This is a genomic window from Microcoleus sp. Pol17C6 (assembly GCF_036701145.1).
Classification (GTDB): Bacteria; Cyanobacteriota; Cyanobacteriia; order Cyanobacteriales; family Microcoleaceae; genus Microcoleus.
The window spans coordinates 21,314-45,375 of the sequence record NZ_JAUBQH010000012.1 but is presented as its reverse complement, the minus strand read 5'-3'; the positions used below and the strand labels follow the sequence as shown (position 1 = coordinate 45,375).

Annotated in this window: 18 protein-coding genes; 8 read left to right on the top strand and 10 right to left on the bottom strand. The window is 45.8% G+C overall.

From position 1 onward, the window contains the following. Positions 1 to 61 precede the first annotated feature (61 nt). The 8 genes from QUA25_RS08665 to QUA25_RS08630 all read right to left on the bottom strand — a co-directional run bounded on the left by QUA25_RS08665 (position 62) and on the right by QUA25_RS08630 (position 9,875). A complete protein-coding gene (locus QUA25_RS08665; RefSeq protein WP_333037051.1) occupies positions 62 to 1,384 on the bottom strand; it encodes a CO2 hydration protein in 1,323 nt (440 codons plus the stop codon). Positions 1,385 to 1,561: 177 nt separating this feature from the next. Continuing rightward, positions 1,562 to 3,115, bottom strand: a complete 1,554-nt coding sequence (locus tag QUA25_RS08660) for an NADH-quinone oxidoreductase subunit M (protein WP_333037050.1) — start codon at positions 3,113 to 3,115, stop codon at positions 1,562 to 1,564. A gap of 112 nt (positions 3,116 to 3,227) precedes the next feature. Further along, entirely contained in the window at positions 3,228 to 3,947 is a 720-nt protein-coding gene (locus QUA25_RS08655) for a carbonic anhydrase (RefSeq protein WP_333037049.1), read from the bottom strand. 104 nt (positions 3,948 to 4,051) lie between these two features. Next, on the bottom strand, positions 4,052 to 5,911 hold the full coding sequence (locus tag QUA25_RS08650; RefSeq protein WP_333037048.1) for an NAD(P)H-quinone oxidoreductase subunit F: 1,860 nt from the start codon (positions 5,909 to 5,911) through the stop codon (positions 4,052 to 4,054). Positions 5,912 to 6,415: 504 nt separating this feature from the next. Beyond that, positions 6,416 to 7,363 (bottom strand): glycosyltransferase, encoded by a 948-nt coding sequence (locus QUA25_RS08645; protein WP_333037047.1) that lies wholly within the window; start codon positions 7,361 to 7,363, stop codon positions 6,416 to 6,418. Between the two features lie 74 nt (positions 7,364 to 7,437). Next, on the bottom strand, positions 7,438 to 8,142 hold the full coding sequence (locus QUA25_RS08640) for a L,D-transpeptidase (RefSeq protein ID WP_333037044.1): 705 nt from the start codon (positions 8,140 to 8,142) through the stop codon (positions 7,438 to 7,440). Between the two features lie 248 nt (positions 8,143 to 8,390). Continuing rightward, a complete protein-coding gene (mraY, locus tag QUA25_RS08635) occupies positions 8,391 to 9,506 on the bottom strand; it encodes a phospho-N-acetylmuramoyl-pentapeptide-transferase (protein WP_333037041.1) in 1,116 nt (371 codons plus the stop codon). A 129-nt stretch (positions 9,507 to 9,635) separates the two neighbouring features. Then, complete coding sequence (locus QUA25_RS08630) at positions 9,636 to 9,875, bottom strand: DUF3134 domain-containing protein (RefSeq protein WP_006631296.1); 240 nt, start codon at positions 9,873 to 9,875, stop codon at positions 9,636 to 9,638. Between the two features lie 411 nt (positions 9,876 to 10,286). Here QUA25_RS08630 and QUA25_RS08625 point away from each other — a divergent pair, with 411 nt between their 5' ends. After that, positions 10,287 to 11,963, top strand: a complete 1,677-nt coding sequence (locus QUA25_RS08625; RefSeq protein WP_333037038.1) for a glycosyltransferase family 4 protein — start codon at positions 10,287 to 10,289, stop codon at positions 11,961 to 11,963. A gap of 154 nt (positions 11,964 to 12,117) precedes the next feature. Then, positions 12,118 to 12,702, top strand: a complete 585-nt coding sequence (locus QUA25_RS08620; RefSeq protein WP_333037037.1) for a PAP/fibrillin family protein — start codon at positions 12,118 to 12,120, stop codon at positions 12,700 to 12,702. Positions 12,703 to 13,120: 418 nt separating this feature from the next. Here QUA25_RS08620 and QUA25_RS08615 read toward each other — a convergent pair whose 3' ends face one another. Continuing rightward, positions 13,121 to 13,765, bottom strand: coding sequence for an ImmA/IrrE family metallo-endopeptidase (locus tag QUA25_RS08615; RefSeq protein WP_333037036.1), 645 nt, complete (start codon positions 13,763 to 13,765; stop codon positions 13,121 to 13,123). Then, positions 13,756 to 14,133, bottom strand: a complete 378-nt coding sequence (locus QUA25_RS08610; protein ID WP_333037035.1) for a helix-turn-helix transcriptional regulator — start codon at positions 14,131 to 14,133, stop codon at positions 13,756 to 13,758. The genes QUA25_RS08615 and QUA25_RS08610 overlap by 10 nt, the downstream gene beginning before the upstream one ends. A 146-nt stretch (positions 14,134 to 14,279) precedes the next feature. On the opposite strand from QUA25_RS08610, the gene QUA25_RS08605 reads away from it, so the two are divergent. From QUA25_RS08605 to QUA25_RS08580, 6 genes are all read left to right on the top strand, one after another. Continuing rightward, positions 14,280 to 14,501, top strand: coding sequence for a hypothetical protein (locus tag QUA25_RS08605; protein WP_333037034.1), 222 nt, complete (start codon positions 14,280 to 14,282; stop codon positions 14,499 to 14,501). A 36-nt stretch (positions 14,502 to 14,537) separates the two neighbouring features. Then, complete coding sequence (locus QUA25_RS08600) at positions 14,538 to 15,362, top strand: PD-(D/E)XK nuclease family protein (RefSeq protein WP_333037033.1); 825 nt, start codon at positions 14,538 to 14,540, stop codon at positions 15,360 to 15,362. Further along, positions 15,359 to 17,665, top strand: a complete 2,307-nt coding sequence (locus tag QUA25_RS08595) for a Piwi domain-containing protein (RefSeq protein ID WP_333037031.1) — start codon at positions 15,359 to 15,361, stop codon at positions 17,663 to 17,665. The genes QUA25_RS08600 and QUA25_RS08595 overlap by 4 nt, the downstream gene beginning before the upstream one ends. A 69-nt stretch (positions 17,666 to 17,734) precedes the next feature. Beyond that, positions 17,735 to 18,550: a PD-(D/E)XK nuclease family protein gene (locus QUA25_RS08590; protein WP_333037030.1), complete on the top strand. Its 816-nt coding sequence runs from the start codon at positions 17,735 to 17,737 to the stop codon at positions 18,548 to 18,550. Positions 18,551 to 18,770: 220 nt separating this feature from the next. After that, positions 18,771 to 21,326 carry a DHH family phosphoesterase gene (locus QUA25_RS08585; RefSeq protein WP_333037028.1) on the top strand — a complete coding sequence of 852 codons (2,556 nt, stop codon included), beginning with the start codon at positions 18,771 to 18,773 and terminating at the stop codon, positions 21,324 to 21,326. A gap of 351 nt (positions 21,327 to 21,677) precedes the next feature. Further along, positions 21,678 to 23,981, top strand: coding sequence for a serine/threonine phosphatase (locus QUA25_RS08580; protein WP_333037027.1), 2,304 nt, complete (start codon positions 21,678 to 21,680; stop codon positions 23,979 to 23,981). Positions 23,982 to 24,062 lie beyond the last annotated feature (81 nt).

Sequence of the window (24,062 nt, the reverse complement as noted above, 5' to 3'; positions counted from 1 at the left end):
ACCCCTGGCGGACTAACGGACTGGCGGACTTAGAAGCTAAGATGCCTCCGGCAAACATCCTTTACCTGTAATCCGAAGTCTGGATATTCTTGAGCTTCGCAGCATATTTCATACCGTATTCCGGGCGACAGAAGCGATCGATCTGAGCCTCAAAGAAAGCCCGATTTGCCTTCAAATGCTTTGGATTCGGGTCATCTAAAGGATACAAAAGAGCAGTCCGCAACGCTTGAATCACCGCCGAAGTAACGCAGTACATCGATCGCTGGAATGTCACCCCAATTTGATTGAGGATATCATCTTCGCCGCGACAGCGCTGTTTGTAGAAATCCATCAAATACGGCGGCAGGAAATGCAGCATATCTTGTGCTAGCAAAGTCGGCGGAATCCCCGCCGTACCTACGGGGAATTTGTCTGCATAAAGCACTCCGAAGTGGAAGTCTTTTTGGTCGTCAGGAACTTCCTTAGCTTGAGCGTTGTAAGATTTGGTGCCTCGGAATGGCGAAGTGCGATAAAATACAGCTTCCACGTAAGGTAACGCTGCTTCATAAAGCCAAGTGAAACCCTTAGATTTGGGAATGATTTCGTAGGTTTCGCCGTCGATTTGAACGTGGTGGTAAATCGGGCGTCCGGCGATCGCAAATATGCCATTTACTAGGAAATCCATCGCCTGCGGGACTGTGGTAACTTTCCCTTCGTCGTACAAGTCTGAAACCTCAAAAAACACCGGCGCCATGACTTCCCAGAATAAACCGAGATTGCTGTAATAAGACATTTGGCGGCACTGTTCTAAAAACATTTCTGGAAATGCTTTGTGCAGTGCCAGCATGAACGGGTCTTTTTTGAAGTAAGCTTTAATTGCGCGATCGGCATTAGCCTTATATTCGTCACTGTCCAAATAAGGATCGAATTGATTGGTAGGCACGTACAAGCCCCGGTGCCAAAGCATTGACCTCATGCACTCTTCCGCAAATTCCATGTTAATGCGATCGTGCCACAAATGGTGAAACAGCCGCGGCATATTACCAGTTTCACCCTTCTCCATGAACTCCAAAAGTTCCGGGTGAACACTTCCAGTCCCGCGCCAAATCCGCAAATCTGCACCGTCGCCTGCATAGTGATTTTGCAAGTCTAAATACTCTTGAGGCAAGAAGTATTTAAAGAAAGGAAGCGGGTGTAAAAATACTCGTTCGGCGATGTAAAGCAAATCCCGCCAGTAAAAGTCCATCGGCACTGCGTAAGCTTTCCAGATAGCGATGATTTGCATCAGATTTTCCGGCGTATCTGGAATCATTGCGCCGCCAGCTTCTAGCCTGTGAATTATTTCGGCAAATTCGTGTTTGGAAGGAGGTAGTTTAGTTGCTGGTTTATTAGGGGTTTGTACCATTGTTTCTTCCTTTGAGTGAGGGAATCTAAATATTTTGAATTATTGCCAAAAGCTGCGATTCTTTAACTGGTTCCCAGGCTAGAGGTTGGGAACCGATATCCAGGCCTACGAGCCGGAAAATTGAAGGCATAGCCTCCGGATATGCGTTTCCAGGCAGAGCCTGGAAACGAGTAGATTTTAGTCGGTGGAGGCGGAATTCGTTTGTGTAGACGCGATTTCCAGCTCCGAGTGTTCTAGGGGATAGCTAATAGCAACTTGGGTATTTCTGTCAGTCGGCAGAGTAGCAACGATCGCATTTGTAGTAGATTCGCTCCACTTGAGTAGCCAAGCAGGTTGAATTCCCAACACAAAAATGATGCCCGCCAAAACCAGCGCCGGCATATTTTCAGCAAACGTAACTGGAGGGTAGTAAGCCGTGGCATTGTCCAACTTCCCAAAACAGGTGCGGTTGAGCAGAATCACAAAGTAAACTGCTGTTAAACCCGAAGCTAAAATGCAGAGCAAAGTTGGAATTGGAAAGATCGAGAAACTGCCTTGAAATACTAAAAATTCGGCAATAAAACCCACCAAACCCGGAATTCCGGCGCTTGCCATGCCGCCCAAAACTAACAGGGAACTGGCAGTGGGTAAACCCCGCATCGGGTTCATCAAACCGTTGAGCACGTCCAAATCCCGCGTGCCAACTTTGGTTTCGATGATGCCTACCAAATAAAATAGCAAAGCTAAAATTAAGCCGTGGCTTACCATTTGCCCGACAGCGCCGATTAATGCCAGCTTCGTACCCGCGGCGCAGGCAACGAGGATGTAGCCCATATGTCCGATCGAACTATAGGCTACCATGCGCTTGATGTCTTTTTGGGCGATCGCGCTCAAAGCCCCGTACATCACGCTCACAGTCCCGATAATCGCTAAAGCCGGAGCTATAATCGACCACGTTTCGGGAAACATCTGCAAGCCGAACCGTACTAAACCGTAAGTTCCCAACTTCGCCAGAATCCCTCCCAGCAAAATTGCTGTTGCTGGCGAAGCTTCGACGTAAGCATCCGGCAGCCAAGTGTGCAGCGGCACCAAGGGAATTTTAATTCCCAACCCAATTAGCAAAATTGTTAGCAGGATTAACTGCAAATTTCTAGGCAATTCTTGAGTGGTAATCGCACTGTAATCGAAATTTAAAGACCCGCTCAGCCAAGCCACACCCAAGAATGCTGCCAGCACTAAAAGTCCCGAAACTGCCGTGTAGATCAAAAACTTCATGGCAGCGTATTCCCGCTGCTTTCCGCCCCAAATCGCAATCAACAGGTAAAAAGGAATTAATTCTACTTCGTAAAACAGTACAAACAGCAGCAAATTTTGAGACATTAAAGCTCCGGCAATACCAGCATTGATTAGCAAAATCAAAGCGTAGTAAAGCTGGGGTCGCTCCATTTTTTCGCCAGTGCCGTAAATGACTAATAGCGTCAGCAAAGCACTTAAAACCAGCAGTGGCAAGGACAAGCCGTCAATGCCCAAGTTGTAGCTCAAACCTAATTGCGGAATCCAAGGCAAATATTCTTGAAATTGCAGTCCCGAATTGGCTGGATCGAATTGAGTCAACAGCCAGATATTCAAAATGAAAATAGCTGCCGCAAAAGCCGAGGCTATTGAACGCAGACGCATCCCATTTATATTTCCGGGCAGGAACCCGACTACCGCAGCGCCCAACGCGGGCAACCAGAGCAAGGTACTAAGCATAATGTGTGAAGTGAAGAGTGAAGAGTGAACAATCTATTTTGCAGCCTCTTGTCTTTGATAATTTGGGAGTTTAAATGTTAAACTTTTTCCCAATTATCAATCCCAAATTTCATCACGACTCAGAAAGAATAGTGACTCTGCCCGTGTCTAAATCGTAATACCCACCAACAACTTTCAGTTTATTCTCCGCAATTAACTTAGAGATAACTGGAGAGGCTTTCAACTTGTTAGCTTGGAGCACAACATTGGCTTTTGAAGCATTTTCCAGCTTGTCGCCCGTTTGGTTTTTCGAGCTTTCTACAGCAGGCTTAATCGCATCGAGCAAACTGCCAATCTGGCCGGGAACTTGAGCTCCTTTAATGGTTGCGTCTACCGCACCGCAACGTTTATGCCCGATTACCACAAGCACTTTTGCTCCCAATACCAGGGTGCCAAATTCCAGGCTGCCAGTTTCTTCTGGAGTAACAACATTTCCGGCCACGCGACAGACAAATAAATCTCCCAATCCTTGATCGAAGATAATTTCCGAAGGAAAGCGGGAATCTGCACAGCCGAGAATAGCAGCAAAGGGTTTTTGAGTTTTGGCAACTTCGGTGAGACGCCCAAAGTCTTGGTGGGGATTTTGGCGTTTGCTGTCAACAAACCGCTGGTTGCCGTCCATTAACTGTTTCAGAGCTGCATCGGGAGTCAAGTCAGTTTGAGCAATTGCTGGTTCGGGTGCAGCCAAATCAGCGCCTGCTCGTGCTGCGAGTATCCCTGTACCAATAGCACCTGCGACAAATTTGAGGGAATTGCGCCGGGAAAGATTGAATTGTCTGTTGTTTGATTTCATTGATGTTGCCTTGTTGTATCTAGTTAGAAATCTTTGTTCAAGACTTCTTGTTTTTAAGATTTTAGATTAAAACTGTCACCTAAAATCTTCAAGCTTATATTTCTTTACCCACCCACAATCAGCGACAGGCGAACTAGCAGCGGCCAGCTTACTAGCAGTCCCAAAACTGCTACTCCGAACAGAATTGTCAAGGCATAAAACTGAGTTTGACCGTTAACGTTGTACTTGAGGCTTTGGCCGCCAAAAACTGTGGCAAAACCGATTAAGTTCACGAATCCGTCAACAATATTGCGATCAACCCAAGAGATAACTTGAGCAACTAAACCGACTGCAAATATCACTGTCACCCGGTAAAGTTGGGCAGTGTAAAAGTCGTAAGCAAAAAAGTCTTGCAAAGCTTCAGAACCAATTCGTACCGGTTTTTCCCATTTCTCGTTCAGGTAAACAAATGCTCCAGCACCGATGCCGATCGCCGTTGACAAAACTAGCAGTGCAGTGGCGGTATAATTAAAACTCGCCCCAGGCAATAACTGCCACGTCGCCAGCACGTGCGGAACGTGCAAAGTAAAGCCCATTAAAACAGTCATCGGCAAGATGAAAGGCCAGTGAACTTCTGGCGAACGTTCGGTCATTTGCTTTGGTTTGCCACCAAAAACTAAACCAAAGACGCGCACTAAGCCAAAAGCAGTGACGCCGTTTACAAACAGCACTATTCCTAACAAGAAAGGGTGAGTTTGCCAAAGCCAGGATGTGAAGTCTTCTAAAGCCCAGAAGCAGCCGAAGGGCGGCAGTCCAACCAATCCCGCGCTACCGACAATAAACGATATGGCCGATATCGGCCGCTTTCCCCACAAACCGCCGAGAGCTCGGACATCCTGAGTGACGCTGTTCCAAACTACCGAACCGATGCTCATCACCAGCAAACCCATCGCCAAGGTGTAGGCAAATATCAATGTCAGGGCTGTCTGGGCTTGTCCGGTGCCGACGGCGATAAATACTAAGCCCATGTAAGAGCTGACTATATAGGAAAGCGTGCGCTTGATGTCAATTTGGGCGATCGCAATTAATGAAGCACCAACCGCTGTCGCAGCGCCTACAATAATAGTTGTCTTCAGTCCGATCGGCGACAAAGCAATCACTGGCTGCAACTTAATCAAAATCCAAGCACCAGTTTCCACAACTACGGTGTTCCGTAAAATTGTCGCCGGCAGCGGGCCTTCCATCGCCTCATCTAGCCACAGGTGCAAGGGAAACTGAGCACATTTGCCCATGGGGCCGGCAATCAAAGCTAAAGTCAGCAGTGTCGCTACAGTAGGGTCAAGCTTTGCAGTCTCGGCCCAAACAGCCAACTCGTCAAAATTCCAAGTTCCGGCCAGCGGCAGAATGGCGACTACTCCCATCAGCAGGAATAAATCTCCCACCCGCTTTGTTAAGAAAGCGTCGCGGGCTCCTGTCACCACCAAAGACTGATTGAACCACAGCCCGACTAGCAGGTAAGTACCCAAAGTCAGAACTTCCAAAATCATGTAGCTGAAGAACAGGGAATTGCACAGTACCAAGCCACACATCCCAGCTTCAAACAGCCCCATCAGAGAAAAGAACCGAGCCCAGCCCCAGTCCATTTCCATGTAACCGAAAGCATAAATCTGCGCCAGCAAGTTCAGTCCGGTAATCAAAACAGTCGCCCCGACGGTGACTGCAGAAATTTCTACGGGAATGGTTAAGTCTAAACCTGCTACATTCAGCCAGGGAATCAACTCGTGTTGCGCCGGTTGGTTCCAGATAGCTGTCAAGGCTATGACCCCGTGTAAAAAAGCGAACAAGGTTAATATGGCGTTCACGTAACCGGATGGTCTTGGCCCCGTGCGGCGGGTAACTGCCGGAAACCACAGCATCGACAGAACTCCGCCTATGAGTGGATAGCAAGGTATAAACCAAACGGTCTGGAGTAAGATTTGAGCCATTGGCATTACCTGTAAAGGTTACAAAAATTTAAAATTCTGAGAATAATTCCGATGCGCTGACGACAGCACTGAAAAGCCAGAAGGCAGAAGTAAAGAAAATTTGGGGGTTTGCCTCTGAGTTGGTTCCCGTCGTCAAACCGAGCGCTTCAGAATCGACTTATTAATTTTATATTAAGGATTACGTTAAATTTTCATATTTCTCATTCAGCATATCTATATGCACCAATAAACTGGACTTATAGGTATTTATAGGGGCGGATTGTATACAAACGAATATTTGTCGAGCGCACATCTTGCACAATTTTGAGGAACAGGCAAGATGCCTGTTCCACTCCTACTCATAGTTCAATTTTTTTGTGGGGAGTAGGGGTGGGGCATCCTGCCTGCCCGTGAAAGGCTTATTTAGAACAGGCAAGATGTCTGTTCCACTCATATTTCAATTTTTTTGTGGGGAGTAGGAGTTGGGCATCCTGCCCGCCCGTGAAAAGCTTATGGTCTAAAATATTAAAAACGCTCAATCTCCCAAGCTGATTCGGGAAGTTGGGCTTGGCGCTGCCCCATGGACCTTGCCCTAACATTCAAAAGACCGATCGGCGTATTAAACAAATCTACCAGATCGGCTCCGCCGAGCGCACTTTTGGCAGCAGCAACCGGAAATTCCTTTAACAGCCACCTAGCCAGCCGGTAAAAATATTCCCCTGTTGTGAATTCTCGCATCAAATCGACACCGTGGAGTTCGTGCAAATATTTATTAGATTCGCCGTACCGATACCATTGACTTTGCAAATGTTTTATTGTAGAACGGTGGCGGTGTCGGACGATCGCATTTTCGGCAAAATACATTTTATAGGATGTTTCCCGCAAAATCCGCCAACACAAGTCAGCATCGCCGCCGCTGGTGAGGTAAGGGCGAAATAATCCTATTTGTTGTAAAACTAGCCTCCGTACAGCTAAGTTGGCGGTTTGACCGTAGGGACAAAAAGGGTGAGCGAGTGTATGTTTTTGAGATAAAGTATTTTGGCGATCGGCGTGTTGTTCTAAAATAGTTTTACCGGGCAATGCGAGTATTTCCCCAGCGCTAATTCCTATTTCTAAGTCAACGAATGGCTTAACTAAATTTTCCAGCCAGTCAGATTCCGGGCGACAGTCTGCATCGGTAAATGCAATGATTTCGCCTGTGGATGCGCAAATTCCTTTATTTCGGGCGGCGTAGGAACTTTGAATCTGATTTTCGGTGAGGTGGCGAATGGTTATTTGATCCAACTTAGCTGCTGTTTCGATGATTGCTGAAGTGCGATCGCGACTGTTGTTGTCTACTAAGAGATATTCTACTCTGTGTGGCGGATAAGTTTGCGATCGCAGGGACTCAATCAACTCCGGCAAATCCATCTCGCCGTTGTAAACAGGCACAACCACCGAAACTTGAGGTAAAAACCCGTCGTCACTGTTCATTAGCCCTCTATCCAGTTTTTTGAGTCAATTAGGAGTAAAGTCATTATTACGAACAAGTTTTATGGCAACTTAACTTATCGAATAATTTCTACTTCTGTGCCTTTCTCCACAAACTGATACAACTCCTCAACATCCTTATTTTCCAGAGAAACGCATCCCAAGGTCCAGTTTGATCGAGATTTTATTATATTATCCGAATTAGGAGGAACGCCGTGAATCCCGATTTCGCTGCCTACACTGTCGCCCCACCTAATTGTACCATCTTGCTTAGCTTTTATATATTTGCGCCAAGATTGTTTGGTTGGATAATCCAGCCACAGAAACTTTGACCAACTTTCGTGAGGGTACATATCTTTAATACTAAAAATACCTTCCGGCGTCCGCAAATCCCCTGCTTTTAATTTATCACCTGTGGGATTGCCACCAAATACTACAGGATAAGATTTTACTGGCTTTTTGCTATCGTATACAGTCAGCCTGTATTTTGATTTTTCAACTAGGAGGGAAATTCTGTTTTTATCTAACTTATCTGGTTCGCCTAAAATTTGTATTAGCGGCTTGTCGTAGTTTAATAAATTATCGGGCGCGAATTGGGTATGCAAAATATTTAAATCATCAGCCGGACAGTTATTTAAGCAGAAAACGTCTAAAATGTAGGGAATTGGAACAGCATAACCCAGCTTAACGAGGTTCCAGTAAAAAACTGAGCTAGCAGCCAGCAATAGAAGGCTTGTTGCAAAAATTCTCCCAATATTGCCCCTGATTTTTTTGATTTCCATTGCATTAACTAGGGATATTACAGATTGTTCAGCGGTTGAAACTGCTACTTACTAGAGAAACGAAGTCCCTCTCTAAGAGACTAAGAAATGTGGAACAGCCCAAAAGCGTGTGGCTTGAGCCTTAAACAGGCAAGATGCCTGTTCCACAACTGCATTCAGTTCTTGTGGAACAGGCATCTTGCCTGTGTGTTTCAAATAGTAGAAAATATCTCTTACATCCCCTGTGCAATCCGTCACGCAATCCGTTCTCAACTGTTTCCCGTCAACATCAGAATCATTAACACTAACGCCCCGTTAGTTAAATAAAAGATTCCCACAACCTGAGTTTCCAACCAGCCACACAACTCTAGATGATGGTGCAGTGGAGCCATTCTTAACAGACGCTTGCCGATGCCATCAGGCCCTTTTGTAGCTTTGTAATAACCTACTTGAGCAATTACTGACAGCGTTTCTACAAAGAAAATCCCGCTGATAATTAATAATATCCAAAGGCTATTTGTTAATAAAGCTACCGCACCCAACGCACCGCCCAAAGCTAAAGCCCCTGTATCGCCCATAAACACACTGGCTGGATTGCGGTTGTGTGCTAAGAAACCGAAACAACTGCCGCTGATGCAAGCGCAAAAAATCATTAATTCTGGCGAAGTAGAGGCTACAGATGCACCTAGTCCCAAAAGTGCGATCGCGCCCAAACCGCCCATCAAGCCGTCAACACCATCGGTAAGATTAGTAGCATTGCTTTCGGCAACTAGCACAAAACCAGCCACTGGCCAGAACAGCAAACCTAATGGCAATACCCAACCGAAAGGCAAAGCAACATTCGTAGAAATAGCAGGTTGATGAAACATCAGCCACAGACAAAATAGAGCAGCAAAACTTATTTGCAAAGCCAATTTCATCCGAGGTGAAATACCTTTGTTCGACTTACGTCGCAGAATTTGCCAGTCATCAATCCAGCCAATGAAACCGTAAGCTAAAGTTAAAGCGGATACGGCAACAACATCTGAGTTAAACTTCGACCAAAGTAAAGCGACTGCTACCCCCGCCGGTATAAAAAAGATGCCTCCCATTGTCGGCGTTCCCGCCTTTTTTAAATGAGCTTGGGGGCCGTCTTCGCGAATTATTTGTCCAGCTTTTAGTTGCTGGAGTACGGGAACAACTGCATAGCCCAACCCCGACGCAACTAAAGCACAAACAACTAGCGGCATAAATAGCGATGCAGGTAAATTCAAAAATCTATCCGCTGCTACATCTAAACCTATCGCTAAAATGCCGAGCCCCAAACCCAGCAGCAGGAATAAATTCTTGCCTGTAAGTTTGAAAGGCAGACTAAAAGGGATTTTCTCATCCAAAAAGTTATCCATAACACTCCTCACCACACACTATTTGAGAATAAGCAATTGACAATGGGGAATAGGGTGCGATACAGGAGATTGAGAAATCTCTGAGTTTTTCTTCCCTGTTTCCGGTTGATTTCTTCACCCTTCTACCCGTTATTCTTCGCCTACACTCACATCCTCTTCTACTTCCTCTTCTAAATCATCGTAAGGACTGTCGTCAACTGCCATAAGTTCAGAAATTTCTTCTTCGTGCAGATAGTCGGGTTCTTGGACATCCCTTGCTAACAGGCGATTGTTAGATTCCAACCAGTCTAAAAGAGAAGATTGCTGTTTTAATGGAATTACATCCGCAGGTAAGTGGCGAGGAATTTGACGCAGAGATGGGTTGTACATGATTATCGGTTTTTAAAGACAAAGACGCGATCGAGTGAGGTAACGTTTTGCCGACGAACTACTAATTTGATCAAGCACTTGCAAATCGGGCATTTAGCAAGGCTAAAGCATTATACCACAGGCACTGTTTGGTTCCGGATCGGATAAGATGGGAGACCCAAAAGGCGATCGCCCCCAAGCATGGGCATGAGGATAACACTAAAATCCGCTCTTGCCAATCCTTCTTTAGCCGTAAGCATTGTAATCTAAGACGATCGTCTTTAAGATATCGCGGGACAGGTGGCGATCCTATTGTGCAAGCTTCCCTAACGGCAAGGGGTTGATTCACAACAGTCTCCTGGATTTTCATCAAAGCCTGAGCCCGAATGCCCTCTGGCTTTTTCAGTCAACTCTCAAGCAATAAATCTCAGAATGGATACAACGGCAGCGGTTTTATACAACAAAGAGGGCTACCACACCGGAGGCAAAAAACTTCTGGGGCGTCATTCAGCCGGAGAAGGGTTTCTCAAAAGCTTAGTCCAACACGGAACCGCTGAATCTCTCTACTGTTGCGCCGATAGCGAAACAACCTTTAAGGAGTTTTGTTCGCACATCCAACCTTGGCTGCAAAAACCTCGGAAAGTCCGCTGGATTCCGATGGAACGACCGGATTTGCTATCTCAACCGGGCACAATTTACCGACCCGATCCGGTTCTGTCGCAGATGGTGTGGGCGCGCAGATTTGTCGATCAGCGGGCCTACAGCGTTTGCGGCGTTACTCACACGATCGGTACAAAATACATCATGGAGGCGATCGGCGATTTGATAACCGCACCCATGCAGCCTTGGGACGCCCTGATCTGCACCTCTACAGCCGTGAAAACAGCAGTAGAAGGAGTTATGAGGGAGTGGTCTGAATATTTAGCCCAGCGCAACGGCGGTAAACCGGAAATTTTGGTTAAATTCCCCGTTATTCCCCTAGGAGTCGATTGCAGCGCGTTTCCGCAGGGTGTGGAAGCAGTTAAAAGTCGCCGCCAACTTCGACAAGAACTCGGCATTTCTCCCGAAGATATTGTTGTGTTATTTGTCGGTCGATTGACTTTTTCTGCAAAAGGTCATCCGGTACCCATGTACATCGCCCTAGAACGGGCCTCACAACAGACAAAAGCCAAAATCCACTTAATTCAAGCCGGTTGGATCGAAGATCCGAGAGAAGAACCCGACTTTAAAAATAGCGCGCAAATATTTTGTCCCTCGGTGAATGCTATTTTTTTAGATGGGAGACAGCCCGCAATTAGAAAAAATATTTGGTCGGCGGCCGACATTTTCATTTCGCTGTCCGACAACATTCAAGAATCCTTCGGACTGACACCAATAGAAGCCATGGCGAACGGACTGCCGGCCATAGTCTCCGATTGGAACGGATACAAAGAATCTGTACGCCACGAAATAGACGGCTTCCGGATTCCCACACTCATCCCGCCCCCGGAATCTTGTTTAGATTTAGCCCTAAATTATCTTGACGGCAGCTTAAATTGGCCGACTTACATGGGTCACACTTCCCTCGCCACAGCAGTTGACATTGATGCTTGCACCCTGGCGTTGTGCCAATTAATTGAAAACCCCGAATTGAGAAAGCGGATGGGGGAAAATGCCAGACAAAGGGCGAGGGAAATTTATGATTGGAAAGTAGTAATTGCTGCTTACGAACAATTGTGGCGGGAATTAGCAGAGATTCGCCTTGCGGCACCGGAGTCAGCACCTTTAAAACCCGGGAAGCCGCCTTATCCCCTAGGCGACGATCCGTTTCGGGTATTAGGTAATTATGCGACTAGAAGTTTAAGCAATGAGATGATGCTGAGTCTGGGTGCGATCGCCACACCAGAACTTCTGAGAGAGTTGCAAACAATTTGGTTTACCAGCTTCGGTCAAGACAGAAGAATCTCTGTTAACATTCAGATGGAGATATTGGATACGATCGAGCAAAAGGGTGCTGTCAGCGTTGGAGAAGTTCTCAGGCGTTATACCAATAACGACCAAGAATTAGCAGCCCTGTATCGGACTCTGCTCTATCTGGTGAAATTTGGTATCTTAGTTATTAGTTGTTAATACTCTGCGGACTCGGCGATTAAAATTGCTACTACACAAAATTTCGTCCCTCTCGCTTGAGACTGAAGAAAAAAGCGGTCTGACTTTTGCCTGACGTTCGATAATTAATCCGTGTATTCGTGTCAAAATCAGTGTTCTTCCTTCTTAAAAAATTATGCTTAGAAAATCTGCACTATTAGAGATAATTGCTGGTAAGAATCGCGGTTTGCTGGCGAGTCCCAGCGACCAACAAGCGATTTTAAGTGCGATCGCCCAATTGGAAGATTACAACCCCACATCACGGCCTGTCGAAGCTGCAGAGCTTTTAAATGGTGATTGGCGGTTATTGTACACCACCAGTCGCGAACTGCTGAATCTTGACAGTTTTCCATTGGTCAAATTAGGTCAAATTTATCAATCTATCCGCGTCAAAGAATCTAAAGTTTACAACATTGGCGAACTTTACGGCTTGCCTTATTTGGAAGGAATTGTCAGTGTAGCGGCGAGATTTGAGGCCACTTCCGAACGCCGAGTGCAGATCAAGTTTGAGCGGTCGATTTTCGGTTTAAGCAGGTTGATTGGCTATGAATCTCCGGTTAAGTTTATCAATGAGATTGAGTCGGGGAAAAAGTTCGCTGCTGTAGATATCGGGCTGGATACTCGCGAACAGCAGGGATGGCTGGATATCACTTATTTGGATAAGGATTTGCGGATTGGACGGGGGAATAAAGACAGCGTATTTGTATTGACAAAAGAGTGATTTTGTGATGTGCGATCAAGTGCGATCGCCACTTAACTCATTCTCAATTTATCTTTCTTTCATCCGCGTTTATTCGCGTTCATCTGCGGCTAAAAATCAAAAATCTATCACTTTTACAAACAATTCAACACTTGCTAAAACCCTCAAATCCATAGCCGATAAAAGCTCCAGATAGGATAACCGTTAAAACTTAGCGTTAAGGATTGACAATTGAGAAGTGTTGTGATAAATGCTTGAATTTTAATGGAAAAGGCATTAGTACATTCCCGCCAAGAAACTTACTAACGCCTTTTGTGTACTGCTATCGATCGCACTTGGGGAAGCAAAGGGCGATTCCCTACGGGATAGCTACGCTTCACGCACTTTTGGATTTGGGATGGGAGAGGTAGGCGATCGCAATTCACTAAAACAAACTTTTCTACCCATTAGTTCCTGTATCACCAAGATAGATTTGGTTAGAACCCTTGGGAATGTAAATCCAGCGAAGGTCTTGCAGACGATTTGTCAGATTGGATATTGTTACGCCAAACTCCCCAGCCATTGGATAAAGATGATTCCAATTTGTTAAATTACGACCCTTTCGACTCTGTTCCAATACATCCCTAGGCATTAACAGACAACTAGCGAAGTACTGGGCTTGCCATTCAATCCCTTGTTGACTGCTAAGACTGCGACATAAAAAGGGTTCGACAGCAATCTCAATATTTAGATCGGCTCGTTCAATAAAATTACCGACAGCATGTCGATCGATGTGAAGCATCCAATGACCAACTTCATGGGCTAATGTAGATTGTCCAAAGCCTCCGCGCAATTGTGAAATAGCGTCGTTAATTACAATTTTACGCTCTAAAGGCAAAATCATAGCTGCTATCGACCCTTGAGCGTCTGGAGGTATGGCGAACCACTCAACATCTAGGTCTAGAGATTCTGCCACAATAGTAGGATCAATAGGAGGCCATTTAACAGGGCGCTTACGCTTTGTCTGCACATCTCTTAAAACATCTTGAGCTTGACGCTCAATATCTAGTTTATGGAGGTATCGATAAGGCTTGATTACTTCCAACTCTTTCTCTCCTCACTTTCTAATTTTGTGTTTTCGTGCAGTAATTTTTGTGCAAATTCTGGCTCATCCCGCATCCGGCGCAGCAACGCAGGCATTTCCCTATACTTTTTGACCAGATCCTCAAAAACTTTCGCATCATCTGGTGTAATCCTACCTGCTAGGCGTTTGAGGTCATTTGTACGATCGGTCAAATCCAAATGACGCCCTAACGCCTCAATGACATCCTCGCTGGGAGGATACCCAGCGTGGTCGTTTTCCAGTTTGGATAGGTAGGTATAATCCACACCGATCAACTTTGCCAGTTCGCGCTGGCTATATTCCTTGTCTTTACGGGCTTGACGAATCAGCTTGCCAAACGTCTCGCTCACGGCTGTAGTCCCTTATCATGGAAAAATTGTAATCTATCTTGACTTTATCTTCAACAGGGTCTAAAGTATGTGTGTTGGCTAAATTGGTCAACATGGGCAATATAAACACTATAATAGATCGAGACAGACCTTTTTGGAGTCACAGCATGAAAAAACAACCCTTCAATCCCGACCAACTGTGCTTCTCAATCGGCAGACCCCTGCCAGTTTTGCTTGAGGAAGTTCAACGGACAAGTCGGAATCCAAATCTGAGGAAAGCCGCCAAACAAATGCTGGAAGGCTTGCGTACCTTTGAATTGGCGAACCAAACTGAGGTTTCCAAATCCGTCAAAGCAAAAACCGCCATCCACGAAATTTTAACCAAATGAACCAATAACAGCCCTCTAAAATAGAGGGCTAAACTCATGGACAAAATATGGGCATTTGCCAGCTATAATCTTTGGTCACAGTTTGCTCCACCAGTAGGGCAAGAATACTTCCACTGCGATATGAAGCGAGGTTTTGCTAGGGCACGACAGCGAGAACCTGGAGTTGCAGCAGTTAAAGATTTAGACAACACACCTCAACGAATTGGAATACTTGCACAGCAAGGAGTTTATGAATTTCATCAAAACCCTAAACTATTCTCCCGCAAAGATGCTGTAGAGCAAGTTGCAGAAATTCTGCAATTAAGCCAAGAGTTAACTCCTGTTCACGAACGAGTCATTCTCATCCTGAGCAATTACCACCAGCACCCGATTCTTTTAGGCAAGAACATCATTAAACTGAACCGAGGTGATGAGGGATTTCCCCCACCAATTATTATGAAGCAGGGGAATTATCTGTTTAATTTATTTGCGGCGATTGACTGCATTTTTGCCGAACCCGATGGAACCATACATATTTTAGATTTCAAAACAGGTAAATCTGAATTCGATCGGCGACAGGCATACCTTTACTTGCTAGCAGCCAGTTATCTTTATCCATCTCAGCCAGCTATCGCCTCATTTTATAATTTGGAAACTGGCAAGCAGTCTGACCCACTCAGGGCAACGGTTGATACACTACAAGCTTTCAAAATAGAGATGTCGCTAATTGCTCAACGACATCAAAAAGATTTGAAGCGTTACCGCGACTACCCGGCTGAGTTCGAAATAATTTTTCCACCTAATCCTGGTTCAAACTGTTCTTACTGTCCCTTTAACTCAATTTGTGAATTTTCTTCTGTAATATTAGAGGTTGCCGCATGACTGCTCATATTCATATTCCTCCACAAGTCTCTCCTTCTGCGACATATTTTTTGAGCGAGATTTTCCCGCTCATGATTTCACAGGGCAATTTAATCAGCTTTCGACTGACTCCAGAAGTAGATCGCAAAATTGGCAACCGATTTAGCTGGCGTTTTTGCCAAAAGTTTACTAATCAAGAATTTCCTCATCAGCTAGTTGCGATCTGGGAAGACAAATATTTTTGGGTTTTAGGTCAACCTAATCAACCCATGCCTAGCAAAGAAAAGTGGCGAGAGGCACTGGTAGAAATAGAAGAGGAGTTGAGAGAAGATATTGGCGATTGCTCCTACTCTATCCAATGGGTACGCGAACCGCAGGTAACAGCTCCTATCCTTGCTCAATTAGCTGTTAGAATCTTGAAAAGAAGTTCAGAGTTCTCATCGGCTGATACTGTTTTGTCTGAAAATCATGTTGAAGTCAAGCGTGAAGCTAATTTTTGGGCAGAAACTATTGAATTGCAAGATGGTGAATATCCGGCTTTAGTTTTAACACCTCACAGCTACTTCGTTTACCAAACTACATTGGATGAATTTTACGAAAATCATCCATATAGGAACAAACCGAAAGAACTTTTAATAGGTTTGAAAGTTAGAGATATTGAAAAGAATAGTTTTGCTACAATTACTGCTATTGTAGGCCCGATTGGAGAAGGAGAACGCAGACAAGACCTCATCGCTCAAGCAACAGGTGCACAGAGCAAACTAAAACTTCAAGAAGCACCAGACGATCAAGTTGTTGTTGCAGTCCAGTTTGGCAAAAATCCAACTGAGTATCACTATGCAATGTCTGCTTTGCGTCCCTGTGTCACAGAGGAAACTGCCGCTCGCTTTGATGTAAAATATGGAGACTTACTCAAAGAAACTAAAATTCCCTATCAAGAGCGACAAAAATGCTTAACTTCCTACAAGCAAAAAGCAGAAAATGTTTTAAATACCTATGGACTATATTTAGGAGCTAAGTGTATCAACAGCCGCGATAACCAGTCCTTATTCCTACCAATTCAGTTCAAGCTTGAAGAAACACTTTTGGAGTTTGGTAATAAATTCATTGGTAAGAGAGGTGAAGTTTTAAAAGGACTCTCTCAAGGTGGTGTTTATCGCCGTCATGATGAGTATAGTGATATATCAAGAGCGATTCGGATTTCAGTTTTAAAAGTTGGGAATTTTAAAGTCAGCTCGTCTTTTTTAGAAGAAGTTCAGAAACGTCTCAAACAGTATAAATTTGAAAGCCTCAGTTTGATTGACAAGAATACCAAAAAGATTGATGAGAGTAGAGTTAAGATAGTTTCGATAGACGGCTTGAGTAAGACTGAGGCTAAAGTTAGATTGGAACAAGCTATAGATGAACTAATGGTGATTCCCACTGATATTGTTTTGACTTTTTTACCTCAGACGGATCGCAATACCGACAATAGCGAAGACGGCAGTTTTTATGCTTTTATTTCTTCGCAGTTGCTCCGACACGGAAAAGCAAGCCAAGTGATTTATGAAGACACAGTACAAGATACTAAAAATCACGGAAATATTCTCAATCAAGTCATTCCAGGGATTTTAGCAAAGCTGGGAAACTTGCCATTTATTCTAGCTGAACCTTTAAAGATTGCTGATTATTTCATCGGTTTGGATATTTCCAGAACTCCCAAGAAGAAGGGAAGCGGAAGCTTGAATGTTTGTGCAAGTGTACGTCTTTACGATCGACAAGGAAAATTTATTCGCTATAGGCTAGAAGATGCTTTGACACAGGGTGAGGAAATCGATAAACGAACACTAGAGAGGTTTCTTCCGGCTGCTGACCTAACTAGAAAAACTGTACTAATTTACCGGGATGGACATTTTTGTGGTAACGAAGTCAAGTATTTACGGGAACGAGCAAAAGCAATTAGCTCTAATTTTATATTGGTGGAATGTATCAAGTCTCAAGTTCCCCGACTTTACAACTTTGCTCAGTCAGCTTTAAAAGCACCCACAAAAGGTCTAGCACTTCGACTATCTGCATATGAAGTGATTTTGGTGACCACAGAAGTGAAGAATGAGAAGATGGGTCTGCCTTATCCCTTACGTTTGAAGGTTATTCCTGATGAAGGACAGGAAGTATCAATTGAAAGTTTAGTAGAAACAACACTTAAACTTACTTTATTGCATCATGGAGCGCTTAAAGAGCCACGTTTACCCGTTCCGTTATATGGTTCTGACCGCATCGCTTATCGGCGGTTACAAGGTATTTCTCCAGGTGCATTGGATGGGGATAAACAATTTTGGCTGTAAGCCAGATCGCCCTTCGACCCACCACTATAACAAAACCCTACCAAAAACCAACAACATCACACGCAAAAAATGCTCCGACTCTCCCAAACCCAACTCAAAATCCTCGAAGAATGCCCCCGCAAATTCCAACACAGCTACCTCGAACTACTCGCCACCACCGCCTCCCCAGAACAAAAAGAAAAACTCACATGGGGAAGCCACTTTCACCTATTAATGCAGCAGCGAGAACTCGGACTTCCCATTGAATTTATCATCCAACAAGACCCCGAATTGGGACGCTGCGTGGCAGCATTTATCAACACCGCACCCGAACTTTTCGCCAATTCAGAAAATAGCGATCGAATTTTCCGCCAAGCCGAACACCCCCGCACCCTAATTTTCCAAGACTACCTATTCACCGTTATCTATGACTTGCTAATAGCAGAACCAAACGCAGCCCAAATTCTCGACTGGAAAACCTATCCCCGCCCTCAAAAATCAAAATGGATAGCCGAAAGTTGGCAAACTCGCCTTTATTTATACGTCTTAGTAGAAACCAGCGACTATTCCCCCGAACAAGTTTCCATGACATACTGGTTCGTACAACTGCAAGGAGAAGAACCGCCGCAAAAACTCACATTTTCTTACAACCAAACAGAACACGATCGCACAAAACAAGATTTAACCGACCTATTGCAGCAGCTAACCGACTGGCGACAGCGCTATACCGAAGGCGGCGAATTCTTACCCCAAGTAGAAATTAGTTCCAATCTTTGCGATTCCTGTCAATTTGCCACTCGCTGCAACCGCACAACAGACACCCAAGCTTCCTCACCAAATCTTCCGGCAGAAACTCCCACGGATTGGCTACCAAATCTTGCTATAATCGACGAAATATTTATTTAATATATCAACAAACCCCCCAAATTTTACTCGTTACTAGGCTCTGCCTGGTAACGCAGATAGGGAGGCTCTGCCTCCAATTTTCGCGATCGTAAGCGAGGCAGAGCCTCTGGAAATGGGTTCCCAGGCAGAGCCGGGGAACGAGTGACGGGCTTAAGTTTTATTTAACATACAAAAAAGCCCTCGGATTCATCTGTGGTAAAAATCTAAAATCTAAAATCGAATGACAGAAACCGCTCACAACTGGCAAAATCAACCCTTACCCCAACCCCCAGCTTGGCTGATAGAAGCTGTCAGGAACCACGCACCAGAACTCCCCGGAAACTATGCCGCCGCACTTCTGTGGTATAGAGGAATTCAAAACCCAGAACAAATACCCGGTTTCTTAAATCCCAAACTTTACCAGCCAGCAAGCCCCTTTGAATTCGGACTAGAAATGACCTGGGCGATAGAAAGAATCCAGCAAGCACGAAACAGCGGCGAAAAAGTAGCAATTTGGGGAGATTTCGACGCCGACGGCATTACCTCAACTTCCGTACTTTGGGACGGACTGGGAGAATTTTTTGCTCAAAACGACCAACTAATTTATTACATTCCCAACCGCTTAACCGAATCTCATGGACTCAATATCGCGGGAATAGATGCCTTAGCAAAATCTGGAATTAGCTTAATTATTACCTGTGATACTGGCAGTACAAACATCGCCGAAATCGAATACGCTACCAGCTTAAATATCGATACAATTATCACCGACCATCATACATTACCTGACCATCGCCCGCCAGCTACAGCCATTATCAATCCCCGCTACTTTCCCCCAAACCACCAACTATTTAACCTCTCAGGAGTTGGAGTAGCCTACAAATTAGTTGAAGCATTATATCACACATTACCGGATATTCCGCAGCGCCCGCTCACAGATTTATTAGAATTAGTAGCGATCGGCTTAATTGCCGATTTAGTCCAACTTACAGGAGACAGTCGCTACCTAGCACAAGTCGGCATCCAGCAACTGCAAAAACAAATCGCAAATCCCACCCGCCCAGGAGTTGCAAAATTGCTCGAACTGTGCAAAAGATCGGGCGATCGCCCAACCGACATTTCCTTCGGCCTCGGCCCCCGAATCAACGCCGTCAGCCGCATTCAAGGTGACGCCAGCTTCTGCGTAGAACTCCTCACCAGCCGCGACAAAAAACGCTGCGAAGAACTAGCAAATTTAACCGAAATTGCCAACTCCCGGCGCAAATCTTTACAAAAAGATGTTACCAAAGATGCCGCCAACAAACTAGCCAAACTCGACCTCTCAACTACTAGCGTCATCGTCCTCAGCGACCCGCAATGGCCCGTAGGAGTATTAGGATTAGTAGCGGGACAAATCGCCCAAGAATACGGCCGCCCCGTGATTTTATTCAGCACAGAAGGAAGCGAAAAAATTAATGAAAATTCCCCAGAAATGCAATTTACCTCCTTATTAGATTCAGAATCACCAACACTTTCCCCATCCAACATTGCCAGGGGTTCCGCCCGTTCCGCCAATCAAATCGACCTTTACCAATTAGTCAAAGATCAAGCGCATTTATTGCACAGATTTGGCGGTCATCCCTTCGCCGCCGGATTGAGTCTCCCAGTTGAAAATATCCCCCTATTTACAGATGCGGTAAATCAGCAACTGCGACAACAATACAGCACCGATAGTTTAACAGCAGCCCCCGTTCAAGCCGACTTAAAAATTACTGTCTCCGAATTAGGCAAAGACTTATTTCAAGAACTAAAATTGCTCGAACCCTGCGGTATGGGCAACCCCGCACCCAAATTGCTGATTGAAAACTGCTGGTTTGAAAATCTCTGGAATCAAAAAATTAAGGATTTGAAAGGGCAAAAAGTAGAATATCTTAAAACAGAATTTACAATTAGGGATGAATCTACCGATATGGGATTTCCCGGCATTTGGTGGGGACACAATCAAAACGAAGTTCCCCAAGGCCGGTGCGATGTAACCGTTGAACTCGATTTTAATACTTACAAATCGCGCTATGAAGTGCGCCTCGTGTCAGTGCAAGAACGCACGGAAGACAACCAAATAAATTCCCAGATTCAAATAGATTGGATTGTAGACTGGCGCAATAGAAATGACGATGAAGAGTTATTAGGCGCTAGCACAAACTTAGAATCTCAAATGCCGATCGACAATCTAGTTTACAATTCCGAAAAGGTCGATCGCGAAAACTCGATCGTCCTCAAAGAATGCCCCGCAAGCTGGGACGAACTGCGGATCTGGTTTCGGCAAGCACAGTACACTCAGAAAAAACTCGCGATCGCCTATACATTACCCCCACTCGTACCCCCACAGCAAATCTGCCAACAGCTAATCGGCATCGCCAAATACCTCAGCCGCACCAACAAACCCGTCACCCGACAACAACTCCGCCAAAAACTCGGCATCAGCGACACATCCCTGCAACTCGGGTTCAAAACCTTAACATATCTCGGTTTCCAAATCCATTACCGCGATCGAGCTTTCCACATCGCCAGACAACCCGAAACCGCACAGCAGCAAGACGCGCCAGAGGAAATCACCAAACCCTTATTAGATAGCCAATCCATTCAATTCTCAGTGCCAAATTCCCCGATTGCCGCGCGTTTTGCAGCGCAATTCCTAGCAGCAGTCTCCGAAGAACAATTCCGGCGGAAATATTTCTGTGAAGTACCCCTCTCCACCATTGTGTCGATCGCGCGAGAAACAGTTTTCCAAGAAGATTCTCCAGCAATTCCCTTCTAACTGAGATATTGCACCATTGTTAAGAACGGACTCTCCGGCCCGTTCCACTCATGAGATAACTTTGCTTATGGGTTAGACACGCTGTTACCACTGGTGGGGCTGGCTTTTGGGCCCCTGAAGCGAGAGAAATTTTTGTGGGTCTGGCTTAAGAGGTCTATTCCTGACACGGCGGCAACATCTCAGTTCTAAGAAATATCTTAGTTCTGAATTCATCCCGATAAAATAAGGCATAGGGCAATGCGAGTTATCCGTTGCGAGTCAGGCCCAAAACTCATAACTTCTAACTCACAGCCCAATACCCAACACTCCCCACCGCCAAACTCGATCGCCCATCTCCAATTTAAAACCCCTATGCTTCTCTGTCCCCGCTGCCAATTTGAAAATCCCAATCCAAACAAGTTTTGTCAACAATGCGGAAATTCCCTAATTTACAAACCTTGCCACGAATGCGGTGCCCAAGTCGCTTTTAGCGCCAAAGAATGTCAGAATTGCGGCGTCGCAACAGGTCAAGTATGGCGGGCCATTATCTGCGGTCGATCGAATTTTCCAGCAGTCGAACCAGACGAGTCAACCCTACCCCCAGCCGAGTTTCCGCAAAAACCAGACATCGTTCCACAAACTACATCGCCCCAAAACTCTGCTGAACCAATCACAGACAGCATTCAAACAGAAATCACCACCCCAACCGAACCCCAAACAGCCGTAGAACCAACTTCTCCACTGACCGAAGTCGCCGAATTCAGCAGCGCCGAAATAGACGCTGTGGTAGCCGTGGGGGCGATCGCACCAGCATCCTTTCAAACAACAGAAAAAAGCTCTACTACAGCACCAGAGCGCGAAATCACCCCATCTGAGCAGAATTTTACAACCGCACCACAGCCTAAACAAATCCAGGAAGCAACCGAGAACCCCCACAGCCCAAACATAGCTGACACCTCCCCTCCATCTCCAGAAGTCCCAATCCCCAATTCACAATATTTAATCCCTTCCCAGCCAGCCGGAGCTTATTTAGACACTCAGCAGCGCTACCAACTCCTAGAAACCGTGCCGCCGAGAAAACGCTCAGACACAGTAGCAGTAACAGTATTGGACTGTCAGCCGCTGGAAATGTCACCCCTCAAAGCCATGCTAGCAGCCAACTCTGCCAGCGTCGCCAGACGAACATCCCCCTATACCGCAGGAATCACAGGCGGAGAAAATTCAACCAATTCCGCCTTAGCAGAGCTTTGCCAAGGCATAGCTGAACCTTATCTGGCACTGCGGTGGCAATTCTCTCAAAACCTGCCAGTCATTCACGATAGCTGGTCAGACAACGAACAGGCAGTCCTGCTGCTAGAAGACTGCTCCCAATGGCCACTGCTGGTAGAACGCTGGAGTCAACCCGAAACTTCCACCCAGCAAATTTTATACTGGCTGCACGAAATGACAGAACTCTGGGCTGCCCTAGAACCGTGGCGCTGTCGGCAAAGCTTGTTGGAACTGACAAATTTGCGAGTCAACCCCGACTCTTCGTTTTCCTTGGCTTCTTTGCGACTGCAATACCTCTATCCCGAACCCGCCGGCTCCAACCTGCAACTGGTAGATTTGGGGCAACTGTGGCAGGTGATATTTAGCCAGTCCGATCATCGCACTCAGTTTGGCGCCTTGCTAGAACTGCTGCAACAAATGTACAGAGGCGAGATTAACACAATCGAAGAATTGCGATCGCGCCTAGAAACTGTTCCCCTCGAACTCCAACCCGCACCTTCACCAAGCTCAACCCCGACACGCAGGCATTACCGTAGCCCCGACGAGTCGCCCCCCGACGTTGGCGAAGTATTAACCCAGCCCATGCCACTCCAGATTTACAGCTTAGAAGACGCAGGCCTCACCGATGTTGGCCGCACCCGCGACCACAACGAAGACTTCTTCAGCATCTGGACTCAGCTAAACAAACTCGAAAGTTCCTTCGGTCGCATTTTTCAAACCAAAGGGCTTTACATTCTCTGCGACGGCATGGGCGGACACGACAGCGGAGAAGTAGCCAGTCAACTAGCCGCTGAAACTCTCAGAGAATTCTTTCAAACCCGTTGGGAAAATCAACTACCTCCAGCAGACACCATCCGCGAAGGAGTCCTGCTAGCCAACAAAGCCATCTTTGAAATCAATCAAAAGGACGGACGCTCCGGCAGCGCCCGCATGGGTACAACTCTAGTCGCAGTCTTAGTTCAAGACACCCAATTCGCCGTTGCCCACGTCGGCGACAGCCGCCTCTACCGACTGAGAAAGGGACAAACCCTAGAAAAAATCACCTCCGACCACGAAGTAGGTCAGCGCGAAATTAAGCGCGGGGTTGACCCGGAAACTGCTTATGCCCGTCCCGACGCCTATCAACTAACTCAAGCCATCGGCCCGCGAGACAGTAATTTTCTCAAGCCCGACGTGCAGTTTTTAGACTTGTGCGAAGATACCTTATTAATTTTGGCTTCTGACGGCCTGACAGATAATGATTTGTTGGAAACTCACTGGCAGAACACTCTCGAACCCCTTTTCAATCCCCAAGCTGACCTCGACCAGGGAGTTGCCCAATTGATTGAACTGGGCAACAAACGCAACGGTCACGACAATATCACGGCAATTATCATTCGGGCCCAGGTAGGCGCATTTCGATTTTAGAATTTGGATGCTGCCAACTTTTTCAAAGGTGGCGCTTTCCCCCGCGACCGCGTGGGTTAAACCTGCAATTGTTGCAAAGAA